The organism is Streptomyces diastatochromogenes (assembly GCF_002242805.1).
Classification (GTDB): domain Bacteria; phylum Actinomycetota; class Actinomycetes; order Streptomycetales; family Streptomycetaceae; genus Streptomyces; species Streptomyces diastatochromogenes.
Genome location: NZ_MCGQ01000052.1, coordinates 196,904 through 211,641, shown reverse-complemented (window position 1 = coordinate 211,641; position 14,738 = coordinate 196,904). Strand labels below are relative to the sequence as shown.

Annotated in this window: 16 protein-coding genes; 14 read left to right on the top strand and 2 right to left on the bottom strand. The window is 70.7% G+C overall.

The window, feature by feature from the left end:
* Positions 1-95: 95 nt before the first annotated feature.
* The gene (locus tag BEK98_RS42605; protein ID WP_094222186.1) at positions 96-500 is read right to left on the bottom strand and encodes a cupin domain-containing protein; all 405 of its coding nucleotides are present in this window, start codon (positions 498-500) and stop codon (positions 96-98) included.
* Positions 501-702: 202 nt separating this feature from the next.
* Here BEK98_RS42605 and BEK98_RS42600 point away from each other — a divergent pair, with 202 nt between their 5' ends.
* The 12 genes from BEK98_RS42600 to BEK98_RS42545 all read left to right on the top strand — a co-directional run bounded on the left by BEK98_RS42600 (position 703) and on the right by BEK98_RS42545 (position 11,605).
* On the top strand, positions 703-1,260 hold the full coding sequence (locus tag BEK98_RS42600) for a carboxymuconolactone decarboxylase family protein (protein ID WP_094222185.1): 558 nt from the start codon (positions 703-705) through the stop codon (positions 1,258-1,260).
* The gene (locus tag BEK98_RS42595) at positions 1,257-2,744 is read left to right on the top strand and encodes a sugar ABC transporter ATP-binding protein (protein ID WP_094222184.1); all 1,488 of its coding nucleotides are present in this window, start codon (positions 1,257-1,259) and stop codon (positions 2,742-2,744) included. The genes BEK98_RS42600 and BEK98_RS42595 overlap by 4 nt, the downstream gene beginning before the upstream one ends.
* Positions 2,741-3,739 (top strand): ABC transporter permease, encoded by a 999-nt coding sequence (locus BEK98_RS42590; protein ID WP_094222183.1) that lies wholly within the window; start codon positions 2,741-2,743, stop codon positions 3,737-3,739. Before BEK98_RS42595 ends, BEK98_RS42590 begins: the two co-directional genes overlap by 4 nt.
* An 87-nt stretch (positions 3,740-3,826) precedes the next feature.
* Positions 3,827-4,774 (top strand): sugar ABC transporter substrate-binding protein, encoded by a 948-nt coding sequence (locus BEK98_RS42585; RefSeq protein ID WP_094222182.1) that lies wholly within the window; start codon positions 3,827-3,829, stop codon positions 4,772-4,774.
* Between the two features lie 21 nt (positions 4,775-4,795).
* Positions 4,796-5,707: a LysR family transcriptional regulator gene (locus BEK98_RS42580; protein ID WP_094222181.1), complete on the top strand. Its 912-nt coding sequence runs from the start codon at positions 4,796-4,798 to the stop codon at positions 5,705-5,707.
* Positions 5,708-5,804: 97 nt separating this feature from the next.
* Positions 5,805-6,728: a VOC family protein gene (locus BEK98_RS42575; protein WP_094222180.1), complete on the top strand. Its 924-nt coding sequence runs from the start codon at positions 5,805-5,807 to the stop codon at positions 6,726-6,728.
* Between the two features lie 16 nt (positions 6,729-6,744).
* Positions 6,745-8,193 carry an NAD-dependent succinate-semialdehyde dehydrogenase gene (locus BEK98_RS42570; RefSeq protein ID WP_094222179.1) on the top strand — a complete coding sequence of 483 codons (1,449 nt, stop codon included), beginning with the start codon at positions 6,745-6,747 and terminating at the stop codon, positions 8,191-8,193.
* Entirely contained in the window at positions 8,190-8,960 is a 771-nt protein-coding gene (locus BEK98_RS42565; RefSeq protein ID WP_094222178.1) for a fumarylacetoacetate hydrolase family protein, read from the top strand. The genes BEK98_RS42570 and BEK98_RS42565 overlap by 4 nt, the downstream gene beginning before the upstream one ends.
* Positions 8,957-9,328, top strand: a complete 372-nt coding sequence (locus BEK98_RS42560; RefSeq protein ID WP_094222177.1) for a VOC family protein — start codon at positions 8,957-8,959, stop codon at positions 9,326-9,328. Before BEK98_RS42565 ends, BEK98_RS42560 begins: the two co-directional genes overlap by 4 nt.
* A gap of 25 nt (positions 9,329-9,353) precedes the next feature.
* Complete coding sequence (locus BEK98_RS42555; protein WP_094222176.1) at positions 9,354-10,139, top strand: alpha/beta fold hydrolase; 786 nt, start codon at positions 9,354-9,356, stop codon at positions 10,137-10,139.
* Positions 10,136-10,606, top strand: coding sequence for a GlcG/HbpS family heme-binding protein (locus tag BEK98_RS42550; protein WP_094222175.1), 471 nt, complete (start codon positions 10,136-10,138; stop codon positions 10,604-10,606). The genes BEK98_RS42555 and BEK98_RS42550 overlap by 4 nt, the downstream gene beginning before the upstream one ends.
* Before the next feature lie 3 nt (positions 10,607-10,609).
* Entirely contained in the window at positions 10,610-11,605 is a 996-nt protein-coding gene (locus BEK98_RS42545; protein WP_094222174.1) for a uroporphyrinogen decarboxylase/cobalamine-independent methonine synthase family protein, read from the top strand.
* A gap of 6 nt (positions 11,606-11,611) precedes the next feature.
* Here the strand turns inward: BEK98_RS42545 and BEK98_RS42540 are convergent, their stop codons facing one another.
* On the bottom strand, positions 11,612-11,899 hold the full coding sequence (locus BEK98_RS42540; protein ID WP_094222173.1) for a putative quinol monooxygenase: 288 nt from the start codon (positions 11,897-11,899) through the stop codon (positions 11,612-11,614).
* Between the two features lie 114 nt (positions 11,900-12,013).
* On the opposite strand from BEK98_RS42540, the gene BEK98_RS42535 reads away from it, so the two are divergent.
* Both BEK98_RS42535 and lhgO read left to right on the top strand, forming a co-directional pair.
* Complete coding sequence (locus BEK98_RS42535; RefSeq protein ID WP_208643380.1) at positions 12,014-13,486, top strand: aldehyde dehydrogenase family protein; 1,473 nt, start codon at positions 12,014-12,016, stop codon at positions 13,484-13,486.
* Positions 13,479-14,678 carry an L-2-hydroxyglutarate oxidase gene (gene lhgO, locus BEK98_RS42530; protein ID WP_094222171.1) on the top strand — a complete coding sequence of 400 codons (1,200 nt, stop codon included), beginning with the start codon at positions 13,479-13,481 and terminating at the stop codon, positions 14,676-14,678. Before BEK98_RS42535 ends, lhgO begins: the two co-directional genes overlap by 8 nt.
* The last annotated feature ends 60 nt before the right edge of the window (positions 14,679-14,738 follow it).

Genomic DNA, 14,738 nt, shown 5'->3' with positions numbered 1-14,738 from the left:
AACAGCCAGCGTTGCCGTGACGGACCGTCACGATGCCGTTCCCACGTCCCGTGGGACGCCGGGGACGTTCCCGGGGACGGGCGCCGCCTCGCGGCTCAGCCCATCTGGTCCTGAGCCGACAGGTGTTCCACCGTCCTGCCCGTCTCCGTGAACGTCCGGGTGACGTGCCCCGAGGAGTACACCCACAGGATCCGCAGCGGGGTGTCACCCACATTGCGGAACAGATGGGGGAGGGGTGACGGGATGTAGGTGGTGTCGAACCGGTCCAGCCTCGTCACCTCGCCGTCCACCCACACCTCGGCCTCACCCTCCAGGACGGTCACGTGCTCGTCGCAGTTGTGCGAGTGAAGGGGCGCACCGGAGCCCACCGGATACACGCTCATCCCGCTGGTGATCCGGTTCTCCCCGCCGGCCGACGGCGTGGTGATCAACGGGGTCGTCACGACGGCCCCGCCGCGGTCGAGCAGGGGCACGGACGCGGCCTTGATGATGGTGGTCATGCCGGACGACGTTAGGTCGCCGTCCGGTGAACGGGAGGCCTCCGGCGTGCAGTTTTACCTTGCATTCCGAGACGGGTGAGCTTTTCGGACGCGGCTGTACCTTCACCTGGCACCGCACGGCTGACGACCCGTGCCCGTAACGCGCCGGAAAGAAAAGGCAGGTACCGGGAAGATGAGGCTCCCCGTTCTCAGCGAAGAGAAAATGACTGCGCGCCAGCAGGAGCTGGCCGCCCGGATCGCCGGCCGCCGGGGTGCCGTCCGCGGTCCCTTCCGGGTCTGGCTGCACAGCCCCGAGATGTGCGAGCGGGCCGAGTCCCTCGGCGCCTTCGCCCGCTTCGACTGCAGCCTCCCCGGGCACCTGCGCGAGCTGACCCTGCTGATGGCCGCCCGCAACTGGGACGCCCAGTACTCCTGGAACGCCCATGTGCACCAGGCGATCGAGGCCGGAATTCCCGAGGCCGCCGTGCAGGCCATCGCCGAGAAGCGGGAGGCTGTCTTCGACAATGAGCGGGACCAGGCCTTCTACCGGTTCTGCCGGGAGGTGTTGGAGGAACACTTCGTCAGCGACGAGACCTTCGCCGCCGCACTCGCGCACTTCGGCGCCAAGGGCCTGGTGGACACCATCGGCGCGCTCGGCAACTTCACGATGCTCGGCATGTGCCTGAACACCTTCCAGGTGGACCTGCAGGCCGACAAGGAGCCCCCCTTCCCGGACATCCGCGGCTACGGACGCGTGGCCCCCGACGGCGACCGGCCGTGACTCCGGTCGTGCGCGTCCGCGCCGTCACCAAGAGCTTCGGCGGGGCCGCCGCCCTCAAAGGAGTCGACCTCGACCTGTACCCGGGCGAGATCCACGCACTGATGGGCATGAACGGCGCCGGCAAGTCGACGCTCGTCCAGATCCTGTCCGGGGTGCACCAGGCCGACGGCGGCACCATCGAGGTCGACGGGCAGGCCCAGCACGGACTGACCGTGCGCCGGGCCCGCCGCCTCGGCATCGCCTCGGTGCCCCAGCGCCGCGAACTGGCCATGGGCCTGACCGTCGCCGAGAACGTCCTGCTCGGCGACCTGCCCACCCGCGGCCGTACCGTGCACTGGAAGACGGTGCGGGAGGAGGCGCGACGGGCGCTGTCCTCGCTCGGCATCGACATCGACGTCGAGCGCACCGCAGGCTCGCTCACCGTCGCCGAGCAGACCATCGTCGAGGTGGCCCGCGAGGTCCGCCGCGGCGGCCGGATCCTGATCCTGGACGAGCCGACCGCCTGCCTGAGCGCCCGGGACGCGAACCGCGTCCGAGCCCTGGTGCGCACCCTGCGCGACGAGGGCGTCGCCGTCGTCTACATCTCGCACTACATAGACGAGGTCATGGCCGTCGCCGACCGGCTCACCGTCCTGCGCGACGGAACGGTCGTACGCACCGCCCCGGCCGCCGACCTCGACCCGGCCGCGCTGGTCCGCGCCATGACCGGCCGGGACGTGGTGTCCCGGCGGGCCGAACGCCCCACCCCCAAGGACGAGATCGGCCTGTCCGTGCGCGGCCTGTGCGACGGCCGGGCCGTCCGCGACTTCTCCGTCGAGGTCCGCAAGGGCGAGATCGTCGCCGTACTGGGGCCGGCCGGGGACGCCCAGTCCCGCCTGTTCGACCTGCTCTCCGGCCGCCGCCGGCCCGAATCCGGCGAACTCCGCGTCGACGGAACCCCCGTGCCCTTCGGCCGGATCCCCGCCTCGCTCGCCGGCGGACTGCGCTGCGTCACCGGCGACCGCAGAACCCTCGGCCTGATCCCCGGCCTGTCCGTGGACGAGAACCTGATGCTGGCCGGCGACCGCTTCACCCGTCGCCGCCTCCACCGCGCCCGCGACCTCGCCCGCCGCGCCGCCCCGCTGCGCCACACCTACGGGGTGGTCTCCCTCGCCGGAAACCCGCCGGTCGGCGCCCTGTCCGGCGGCAACCAGCAGAAGGTGCTGCTCGCCAAGTGGCTGCAGACCGAGCCGGTCGCCTGCTTCCTGGAGGACCCCACCAACGGCGTCGACATCGCCGCCATGGCCGACATCCACGCCCTCGTCGACGACCTCGCCGCGCGCGGTACGGCCGTCCTGCTCGCCTCCTCCTCCGCCGAGGAGGTCGTACGGCTGGCCGACCGGGTCCTCGTGGTCAGCGCCGGCCGGACGGTCGCCGAGCACGCCGTCACCGACATCACCCGCGACGAGCTGGTCGCCACCGCCCTCGGAGGACAACCCCAGTGAGCGTCAAGACACTTCCCGAAGCACCCGCGGTGACCGACCCGCCCAGGCGCCGGTTCACCCCGCGGGGCGTACCGCACGCCGGTCTCATCGCCGTCCTGGCCGTCGTCGTGGTCTTCACCGCCGTGCGGAGCGACACCTTCGCCACCGACCGGAACATCCTCAACATCCTCGGCCAGATCAGCGTCAACGCCGTACTCGCCGCAGGCCTCACCCTGCTGATGACCGCCGGTGGCATGGACTTCTCCATGGGCAGCAACGTCGCGGTCACCGCAGCCGTCGCCGCCCGGCTGATCGCCCACGGGCACGCCACGCCGTACGCGGTCGTCGTCGCGCTGCTGCTGGGCACGGCCATCGGGCTGGTCAACGGGCTGGTCGTGACCTTCACCAACGTGGCGCCGTTCGTCGTCACCCTGGCCTCGGCGACCCTGCTCGACGGCGTGGCGCTACTGGTGCACGACGGCAACACCCTCTCCGTCGGACAGCACCTGTTCACCTTCGGCAACGACAAGGTGCTCGGCGTGCCCTACCTGCTCGTGGTCGCCGTCCTCGTCCTCCTGGCGACGGGTCTGGCCATGCGGTTCACGGTGTTCGGCCGCGACGCCTTCGCGATCGGCGGCAACGAGCACGTCGCCCGGCTCAGCGGAATCGACGTCACCGCCCGCAAACTGACGCTGTACGGCCTCACCGGCCTGCTCTCCGGACTCGCCGGCGTGATGCTGCTGGCCCGGCTCGGCTCCAGCAGCCCCGGCAGCACCGCCGGGCTCTCCCTCCAGCTGGCTGTGGTCGCCGCGGTCGTCATCGGCGGCACCTCGCTGGCCGGCGGGCACGGCACCGTCATCGGCACCGCCCTCGGCCTGGTGCTCCTCGGCGTGGTGGCCAACGCCCTCAACCTCCTGGACTTCTCCAGCAATTACCAGCCGGTCTCGGTCGGGGCGGTGCTGCTCGTCGCGGCTGTCGCGAACGAGATGCACAAGGCCCGCTCGGCCCGTCGCTGAACTTCTCCGTCCACAAACCGACTGGTCCACAAGCCGACTGGTCCACAAACCCACTTGTTCACAACCCGCACCGAAAGGCCGTCCGCCATGAGAGTTTCCGCCCGCTCCCGCAGCACGCTGTTCGCCGGTCTCGCCACCACTGCCCTCGTGCTGAGCGGCTGCGACAGCAACGGCTCCGGTTCCGGCGATGTCACCCTCGGATTCGTCAACGGCGGTGACACCAGCTTCCACACCTGTCTCCAGAAGGCCGTCGAGCAGACCGCGAAGGCCGAGAACGCGAAGGTCTACACCGCCAACTCCCACCAGAACGCGGGGACCGAGACGTCCAACATCGAGGACATGATCTCCCGCGATGTGAGCGCGCTGATCGTCCAGACGGTCAACGTCGACTCGCTCAAGGGCGACATAGCCAAGGCCAAGGCGGCCAAGGTCCCGATCTACCTCACCTCCGTGTCCACCAGCGACGTGAACGACATCCTCGGCGCCGCCGTCGTGGACCTCGGCAAGGTCGGCAGTCTGGACGCCGGCTGGATCGCCGAGGACGCCGGATCCGGGAAGGTCGAGGTCGGCATCGTCGCCGGTGCCCCGGGCGCCGCCTCCGACCTGCTCGTGAACGGCTTCAAGGGCGCCCTTCCCACGAGCGCGAAGGTGGTTGCCGACCAGCCTGGCATGTTCAACCCCGCCAAGGCCCAGGACGTCGCCCAGAACATGATCGAGGCGCATCCCGGCCTGGACTACGCCTTCGTCGCCAACGAGGAGATGGCCTTCGCCGTCCGCAAGGCCTTCGACGCCGCAGGCCACAGGAACGTCAAGATCGTCACGGTGAACGGCACCGACGAGGGCGTGGCCGCGGTCAAGAGCGGCGCGTTCTCCGCCACGGTCGCCAACTCGGCCAAGACCATCGGCGACACCGCGGTGAAGAACGCGATCGCGCTCCTCGATGCGAAACAAGGTGTTGACAAGATTGCCAACATTCCTCTTGTGTTGGTCACCAAGGACAACCTGAGCGCGGCACCGCAGTACTGCCCCAAGTAGGAGCAGCTTTTCGGAGGAACCATGGATCGCTTGCTCCTCATGCACAGCTTCGTCACCGTCGCCCAGGTGGGCAGCTTCAGCGGAGCCGCCAAGAAGCTGGGCTCGTCCGGCTCGCTGGTGTCACGACACGTGGCCGAACTGGAACGGCAGATCGGCGTCCGCCTGGTCAACCGCACCGCACGCTCGGTGAGCCTCACCGAACCGGGCCGGCGCTATGCCGCCTTCGCCGCCCGCATCCTGGACGAGATCGACGCCGAGGACGCCGGCATCGCCCAGCTCCACGACCGCGCCGAGGGCACCCTCAGCGTCATCTGCCCCAAATGGATAGGCAGCCTCGACCTCGGGGACGCCATAGCCGCCTTTTCCGCCGCCCACCCGAAAATCCAGGTCCGCTTCGAACTCGGCGGAATGTCGGACCGTACCTACGATTTCCTGGACAGCGGATTCGACGTGGCGTTCCACACCCGTGACCTACGGGATTCCAGCGTCCGGCTGAAGAAGATCGCCTCGCTGCCGTTCGTGCTGTGCGCGTCCGCGGACTACATCGAGCGCCACGGCGCGCTCGCCCACCCCAACGACATCGCCGCCCATGACTGCCTGGTGCACGTGAACGACCCGGTGTGGCGGATCGGGCACGGCCACGCCAGCACCCTGCACAAGATCCGGAACATCGCCTTCTCGTCCAACTCCTACCTCGCCCTGCAGAAGGCGGCCGTGCACGGGCGCGGCATCGCCCTGCTGCCGCAGCGCCCGGCCTACGACGACCTCGTCTCGGGTGCGCTGCAGGTCCTGCTGCCCGAACTCGCGGTGCCCGACCGGCCCCTGTACGCGATCTACGGCCCCGGGCAGGACACCCCGCGCAAGATCAGTGTGTTCCTGGACTTCCTCGCCGAATGGTTCGCGCAGAATCCCATTCCCGCGATCCGGCCGTAACCGCAAGAAACGATTGCACAGTTCGCAAGGCTCGAATCATTGAGACAGCCGTGCCCGGAAACCTACGCTCACGAAGCGACCCGGAAGCGAGGAATCCATGGGAATCCAGAGAATCGAATCGGTCACCTACAGCATCGACGATCTCGACGAATGCGTGCGTTTCTTCGACGACTTCGGACTGTTCCTCCTGGAACGGACCGACGAGCACGCCGTCTTCGAGACACTGACCGGGCAGACCCTTCACCTGGACACCCTTCCCGGACCGCTGCTGCCGCCCCCGGTGGAGTCCGGGCCCACCCTGCGCGAGGTGGTGTGGGGTGTCGACACCCCACAGGAGCTGGAGCGGCTGGTGGCCGCGGTTGCCGACCGCGAGACCCGCGAGAGCGCCGACGGCGTCCACCACACCGTGGACGAGACCGGCTTCGGTGTCGGCCTGGCCCTCGCCCGTCCCCGGCCCGCGCCCGTCACACCGCGGCCCGCCAACGCGCTGGGCAGCGTGCGCCGGTGGAACACCCCGCTGGAGGCGATCACCCGGGTACGCCCCCTGCGCATGTGCCACGTCGCCCTGAACATCCCCAAACAGGGGCGCGAGGAAGCGGTCGCCTTCTACACCGACCGGCTCGGCTTCCGCCCGACCGACGTGGTCGAGCCCATGGGCGTCTTCCTGCAGGCACCCGGCGACGACGACCAGCACACCATGCTGCTCTGCCACCGCCCCGACCAGGCCGGCGTCAACCACATCGCCTACGAGGTCCCCGGCTTCGACGACGTGGTGGAGGGCGGCAACCACATGATCGACCGCGGCTGGCGGGAGGCCCGCAGGCTCGGCCGCCACACCATCGGCTCCAACGTCTTCCGCTTCCTGCACGCCCCGTGCGGCGGCCGCGTCGAGTACGCCGCCGACATGGACCGGGTCGACGACACCTACGAGACCCGGGTCCATGAGACGACCCCGCCGCACCACATCTGGGCCCTGCGCACCCACCGCGACCGGGAAGTCCCGACCTCGTCCCGACCCTGAGAGGGCACCCACCCACATGACCACCGACCACGGCTACCCCGCCGTCCGCATGTACATCGCGGGCGAGTGGTGCCAGGGCGGCACCGGACAGACCGCCCCCATCGTGAACCCGGCCACCGAAGAGGTGATCGGCGCCGTACCCCTGGCCACCGCGGACGACCTCGACCGCGCCCTGGAAGCCGCCGCCGAGGGGTTCGAGGTGTGGCGCGCGACCTCGATCGCCAAGCGCACCGCGATGCTGCACGCAGCCGCCGACCTGATCTCCGCACGCGCCGCCGAGATCGGCCGCGTCATGACCCTGGAGCAGGGCAAGCCCCTCGCGGAATCGACCGGCGAGGCCCGCCGCACCGCCGACACCCTGCGCTGGCACGCCGACGACGCCCGCCGCGCGTACGGCCGCATCATCCCCTCGGCGCCGGGCACCGTACTCACCGTCCGGCGTGAGCCCATCGGTCCCGTCGCCGCCTTCGTCCCGTGGAACTTCCCGGTGGGCGGACCCAACCGGAAGATCTCCGCAGCCCTTTCGGCCGGCTGCTCCCTCGTCATCAAGGCGTCCGAGGAGACCCCGGCCACCGCCGCCGCCCTGGTGCGGTGCTACGCGGACGCGGGTCTGCCGGCCGGGGTACTCAACCTCGTCTTCGGCGAGCCTGCCGACGTCTCCGCCCACCTCATCGCCTCGCCGGTCACCCGGCTGGTCGCCTTCACCGGCTCCGTTCCCGTGGGCAAGCTCCTGGCGGCCGAGGCCGGCCGGGTCATGAAGCCGTCCCTGATGGAACTGGGCGGCCACGCCCCGGTCCTGGTGTGCGCCGACGCCGACCCGGGCCAGGCCGCCCGCCGGGCCGCCCGGGCCAAGTTCTTCAACGCGGGCCAGGTGTGCACCTCGCCCAGCCGCTTCCTCGTCCACGAGAGTCTGATCGAGGACTTCACCGCCGAGTTCGTGAAGGCCGCCGAGGCGGTCGTGGTCGGCGACGGCCTGGAACCGGGGACCACCATGGGCCCGCTCGCCAACGAGCGCCGGCTGCGCGCGGTCGAGCGGCTGACCTCCGACGCGGTGAGCCGCGGAGCCACCGTGCGCACCGGCGGCCGACGCCTGGACCGCCCCGGCCACTTCTTCGCGCCGACCGTCCTCACCGACGTACCGGCCGACGCGGAGCTGATGACCGAGGAACCGTTCGGGCCGCTCGCGCCGATCGTGCCCTTCACCGACCTCGACGAGGCCCTGGCCACCGCCAACGCTCTGCCCTACGGGCTGGCCGCCTACGGCTTCACCCGGTCGGCCGCCACCGCCGAGAAGCTCTCCGACGGCCTGGAGGCCGGCATCCTCTCCCTCAACCACTGCGGCGGCTCCGTCCACGAGGCACCCTCCGGCGGCGTCAAGGACAGCGGCTACGGCCGCGAGGGCGGACCCGAGGCCCTCGACGCCTACCTGGTCACCAAGCGCGTCTCCCACCTGCTGACGCCATGAGATACGCGCGCATCTCCGTCGGCGGCCGTGCGGTCTGGGGCCGGGTGGGGGAGCGGGACGTCGAGCTGCTGTCCGGCTCACCCCTGCACGGCGAACCCGACGTCATCGGCATGCTCCCGGTCGCCGGGGCCGTCTGGCTGCCGCCCGTCGTACCGCCCGTGTTCTACGCCGTCGGCATGAACTACCCGCGCCACATCGCGCACGCCGGTGCCGCCACGCCGGACCGTCCCGAGGTCGGCTACCGCGCCAACAACGCGCTCACCGGCCACCGTTCGCCGATCGTCAGACCGGCAGAGGTGGTCGGACGGTTCGAGGCCGAACCCGAACTCGTCGCCGTGATCGGCCGCACGACCCGCCACGCGTCGTACGAGGAGGCCCGGAGGTCCGTGTTCGGCTGGACCATCGGCAACGACGTCAGCGCCCGCACCTGGCAGCACCAGGACCGCACGTTCTGGCGCAGCAAGAACAGCGACACGTTCAAGCCCATGGGCCCCTGGATCGAGACCGACGTCGAGGCGCTGGCCCAGACGACGACGCTGCGCGTGAACGGCGAGATCCGTGCCTCGTTCCCGACCGGCGACATGGTCTTCGACCCCTTCGACCACATCGTCGCGGTCACCCGGCACAGCACCCTGCACCCCGGCGACGTGCTGTGGATGGGCGCCGAGTCCACCTGCCAGATCGAGCCCGGCGACACCGTGGACGTCGAGATCAGCGGCATCGGCGTGCTGTCCAACCCCGTACACCTCGAAGGGAACCCATCATGAGCGCGGAACCCCGCTACATCCACCACGTCAACTTCCCCACCACCGACCCCGACCGGACCGCCGCCTGGTACGCCGAGGTCTTCGGGATGAAGCGGATCACCCCGAAGTCCAACACCCGTGTGGTGCTGATGACCCGAGGCAATTTCGACCTGCACTTCACCCCGGTGGAGGAGATGGAGCGCATGGCGCCCTACCACTTCGCCGTGGAGGTCGACGACTGGGACGACTTCCTCGCCCACCTCAAGAAGCTGGGCATCCGGCACACCCGGCCCATCGAACGCCCCGAGAACCAGTCGAAGTTCTGCTACATCCACGACCCCGACCACACCATGATCGAGCTGGTCTTCCACGGTCGCCGCCCCAACTGAGCGCTCACCCACGGGAGTTCACCCAATGCCCATTGCCGACTCCGACGGCACCTCCATCTACTACGAGCGCCACGGCAGCGGACCGGCCATCCTGTTCGTGCACGGCAGCGGCGGACACCACGCCGCCTGGTGGCAGCAAGTGGCCGCACTGCGCGAGGAGTTCACGGTGGTCACCGTGGACCTGCGCGGCTTCGGCAGGTCCGACTCGTCGATGGACGAGTTCGACGGCCAGGACTTCCCCGGTGACGTCGTCGCCGTCCTCGACCAGGAGGACATCACCGACGTGATGCTGGTCGGCCAGTCCATCGGCTCCGTCGCCGCGCTCCGCGCCGGCCTGCTGCGCCCCGAGCGCGTCTCCTCCGTGGTCCTCGGCCACTCCCTGGGCGGCATCAGCCACCCCGAGCTGAGGGAACTGGCCGCCGCCGACCGCGCCGAGGCCGTCAAGCTGCCCGTGATCGACCGGCTGCTCACCAAGCCGTTCCAGCGCGAGCGCGCCGATCTCACCTTCCTGTTCCAGCAGATGGGCACCTTCAACGCCGCCAGGATGCAGGACCTGCGCAACCTCGACACCAACGGGCCGTCCCTGGCGGAGATCCAGGCCTCCGGCGTCAAGGTCGCTTTCCTCGCGGGCGAGAAGGACGCCGTCCTCAGCGTCAAGACCGTCACCCGCGCCCACGAACTGCTCCCCGGCTCCCACCTGGAGATCGTCCCGGGCGCCCCGCACTCCATGTACTGGGAGACGCCGGGGCCGTACAACGCGGCGATCGCCCACCTGCGCCGCACCCTCACCGCACCGAAGGACGCCGTATGACCATCCTGAACCTGGCCGCGGCCGAGGAGATCATCGAGGCCGCCCACCAGCGCGCCCAGCTGATCGGGAAGGCGGTGAGCATCGCGGTGGTGGACGCCGGCGGCTTCCCGATCGCCATCCGCCGCGCCGACGGAGCCCGCCCGCTCACCCCGGACATCGCCCGCGCCAAGGCGTACACCGCGGCGATCATGCAGCGCCCCGGGAAGATGCTGAAGAAGTGGCAGGAGAGCCAGCCGGTGTTCTTCGCCCAGCTCTCCCAACTGCCCGGTGCCGCACTGCCGATCATGGCCACCGAGGGCAGCGTCACCATCAAGAAGGACGGCGAGATCCTCGGCGGGCTCGGCATCGCCGGCGGCACCGCCGACGAGGACCAGCAGATCGCCGAGGACGTGCTCCAATCGCTCGGCTACGAACTGGAGTTCGCGGCCTGGGGCGTCACGGGCAGGCCCGCCGGAAAGGACGCGTGACCCATGGCCGACACGTTCAACTACCGCATCGACCACCACGGCAGCCTGGTCCGGCCCGCAGGCCTGTCGACCGGCGATCCGGAGTCCGTGGACACGGCGGTCCGGGAGGCGGTGGGCTACCAGCGCAAGCTGCGCTCCACCGTCGTCACCGACGGCGACTTCCCGCGCGAGGACTTCCGCAGCGCCGTCCTCGACGGTGTCTCCGGTTTCCGCCGCACGGAGGAGACCGACGCCGACGGCCTGGTGCGCTGGGTCGCCGAGTCGCTCCCCAAGGCCAACGGGCCGCTGCTCGCCGACCGGGCCGAGCGGCTCACCGAACTCACGGTGATCGCGCCGAAGGCCTCGCTGCCCTCGCCCGCCTACCTGGCCGCCACCACCTTCGCGCCCGGCCTGGGTGTCGCCTCGGCCCGTGAACTCGGCGAAGCCCTCGCCGAGATCATCCACGCGGAGATCGAGCTGCTGATCTCCAGAGGCGTGCGCCTCATCCAGCTCAACAACCCGCTGCTGCTCGACCAGTTGGCCACCGACACGGGCGCACTGTCCTTCGCGGACACCCTCGCGGTCGACGCCCTGGCGGTACGGCTGGACGAGCGCCCGGACGGGGTGCGCATCGGGGTCGCGCCGGGCTGGGCGGCCCCGGCCTCGGTGGACCGGGCGCGGGCCGAGCGGCTGTACGACGCGATCCCGGCCGACCGCTGGGTGCTCCCGTACGACCAGGGGACCGCCGCCGAGCTGGAGCTGCTGAGGGCGCTGCCCGAGGACCGGGACGTGTGCCTCGGGGTCGTGGACGCGACCGTGCCCGAACTGGAGGACATCGACGCGGTGTTGGCGCGCGTCGACACGGCCGCCGAGTACAAGGACATCGAGGACATGGCCGTGTCCCCGTCCCGGGGCTTCGCCGACGTGGCCGCCCGGCCGTCGCTGGGCGCCGAGGACCAGCGGCGCAAGCTGGTCCTGGTCGAGACGGTCGCCCGCTACTGCTGGGGCAACGAGTTCTGAGCCGGGTCAGAGCACTTCGGCGAAGGTGACGGACCGCTCGGTGAGCAGCGGGAACACCGTTTCCACGATCAGTTCGGCGAAGTGCTCCGTCGCCTTGTGCGCCTCGAAGCCGGCACGGTCCGCGTACTGCTCGTACAGCACGAACGACCCCGGCCGGTCGACCTCCGCATGGACCTCGTAGGCGAGGTTCGCGGGCTCGGCCGGGGTCAGTGCGCGCATCTTCAGCAGCGCCTCCCGCACCGTGTCCGCGTCGGCGGTGGCGCAGTGGTAGTGAGCGACGACCGTGAAGGCCATGTCATCCCTCCGGATCTCATATCTGTCGTGGGCCCGCCGATTCCAGCACGAATCCGCTGACGAGCGGCGCGCGCGACGCGAAACCAATGTCTGCCGACGAGAGAAGTGATCTCCATGCGTACCCTCGAAACCCTCTCCGGCGGCGAGTGGGTGGCCGGCACGACCGGAGAGTGGATCGACGTCCTCGATCCCTCCGACGTCCGCGCCCCTGTCGCCCGTGTCCCGGCGCTCACGCCCAAGGACGTCACCCGCGCCTACGACCATGCCGAGCGCGGCTTCGCCGTCTGGAAGCGCACCAGCCCCTTCGAACGGGCCCGCGTCCTCACCGAAGCCGCCCGGCTGATCCGCGCCCGGGCCGGGGAGATCGCCGCCGACATCACCGCCGAGAACGGCAAGACCCTGACCGAGGCCCGCGGCGAGACCCTGAAGGCGGCCGACTTCCTTGACTACTACGCGGGCCTGGCCCGCCAGGGCTACGGCACGCTGCTGCACGACGCCCGCCCCCACACCCGTACCCACACCCAGCGCGAGCCCATCGGCGTGATCCTGGTGATCAGCCCCTGGAACGACCCGTTGATCACCCCGGCCCGCAAGCTCACCCCGCTGCTCGCCACCGGCAACGCCGCCGTCTTCAAGCCGGCCACCGAAACCCCGCTCGCCGGGCTGCACTTCGCCCGCGCCCTGCACGAGGCGGGTCTGCCGGCCAGTGTCCTGAACGTCGTCACCGGCCGCACCGCCGAGATCGAGGAGGCGCTGCTCGACGACCCGCGGATCGCGGGCATCACCTTCACCGGCTCCAACGCCGTCGGCAACCGCATCCGCCGCCGCCTCGCCGACCGCAACGTCCGCTTCCAGGGCGAACTCGGCGGAAAGAACGCCTCCGTCGTGCTGCGCGACGCCGACCTGGCGTTCGCCGCGAGGACCGTCGCGGCCGCCTCCTTCGGCCAGGCAGGGCAGCGCTGCACCGCCACCAGCCGGGTGATCGTCGAGCAGCCGGTGTACGACGAGTTCGTCGGGCTGCTCGTCGCCGAGGTCGGGGCGCTGAAGATCGGCCCGGGCCGCGACCCGGCCACCACGCTGTGCCCGGTGTCCAGCCGCAAACAGCGCGACAGCGTCCTCGCCGACCTGGTCCGGGCGGTCGAGCAGGGCGCCACGGTCCTCACCGGCGGCGGCGCCGACACCGAGGGGGAGCGGGTCCACGGCTGCTACGTACGGCCCACCGTCCTCGCCGGCATCACACCCGAGATGGCGATCTGGCGCGAGGAGGTCTTCGGGCCGGTCCTCGCCCTGCGGGCCGTCGCCGGCTTCGACGCGGCCGTCGAGGCGGTCAACGACTCCGGCTTCGGGCTCGCCGCCGCCGTCTTCACCCGCGACCTGGGGAACGCGTACCGCTTCGCCGACGAGGCCGAGTGCGGGCAGGTGGCGGTCAACTCCACGACCACCGGCTGGGACGTCCATCTGCCCTTCGGCGGGTTCCGCGACTCCGGTACGGCCTACAAGGAGCAGGGCGACGAGGTGCTGCGCTTCTCCACCCGCGTGAAGACGGTGGCCATCGACTTCGGCACTCCGGAGCGGACCCGTGGCTGACGAGACCATCGGCATCGTCGGCGCCGGCATCGTGGGCCTGGCCACGGCCCGCGAGATCGCGCTGCGCCGGCCCGGCACCCGGGTCGTGGTGTTCGAGAAGGAGCGGGAGGTCTCGCTGCACCAGACCGGCCACAACTCGGGCGTCGTGCACGCCGGGATCTACTACAGACCCGGCAGCCTCAAGGCCGACCTGTGCGTGCGCGGGGTCGCCCTGCTGCGCGAGTACTGCCAGGACCGGCGGCTGCCGTACGAGGAGATCGGCAAGCTGGTGGTGGCCGTCCGGGAGGACGAGCTGGGGCGCATGGCCGACCTCTACGAGCGGGCCGGGAACAACCACGTGCCCGACCTGCGGAAGATCTCCAAGGAGGAGATCAAAGAGCTGGAACCGCACGCCGGCGGCATCGCGGCCCTGCACTCCCCGCGCACCGCGATCACCGACTACCCGGCGATCGCCAGGGAGTTCGCGCAGGACGTGACCGACTCCGGCGGCGAGGTACGGCTGGGCTTTCCGGTCACCTCGATCACCGGTGTACCGGGCGGCATCGAGGTGGCCTCGGGACAGGACCGGGTCCGTGTGGACCGGCTCGTGCTCTGCGCCGGCCTGCAGTCCGACTCGGTCGCCCAACTCGCCCAGGACAAGCAGGAACCCCGCATCATCCCGTTCCGCGGCGAGTACATGCTGCTCAGGCCGGACCGGACGCATCTGGTCCGCGGGCTGATCTACCCGGTGCCGGACCCGCGGTACCCCTTCCTCGGCGTGCACTTCACGCCCCGCGTCGACGGCTCCGTGGAGGTCGGGCCCAACGCGGTCCTGGCCCTGGCCAGGGAGGGCTACCGACGGAGCCGGATCTCGCCCCGGGACCTGCTCGGACTCGCCGCCTACCCCGGCTCCTGGAAGATGGCCGCCCAGCACTGGCGGACCGGTATCAGGGAGTACCGCGGCTCCCTGTCCGCGACGGCCTTCATGAAGGACGCCAAGCACTACGTCCCCGGCGTCGGCGCCAAGGACGTGGTGCGCGGCGGAGCCGGCGTACGCGCCCAGGCGCTGGACCGCGACGGCACGCTCGTGGACGACTTCCGCATCCACCGGGTCGGCCGCATCACGGCGGTCCGCAACGCCCCCTCGCCGGCCGCCACGGCCTCCATGGCGATCGCCGAGCACATCACCGCCGCCGTCTTCGGCGACGCCTGAACTGGGCGGATCCGCGCAACTACAGCTTGCGCTCCCAGGGCTTAGCAAGCCCTCGCCGTC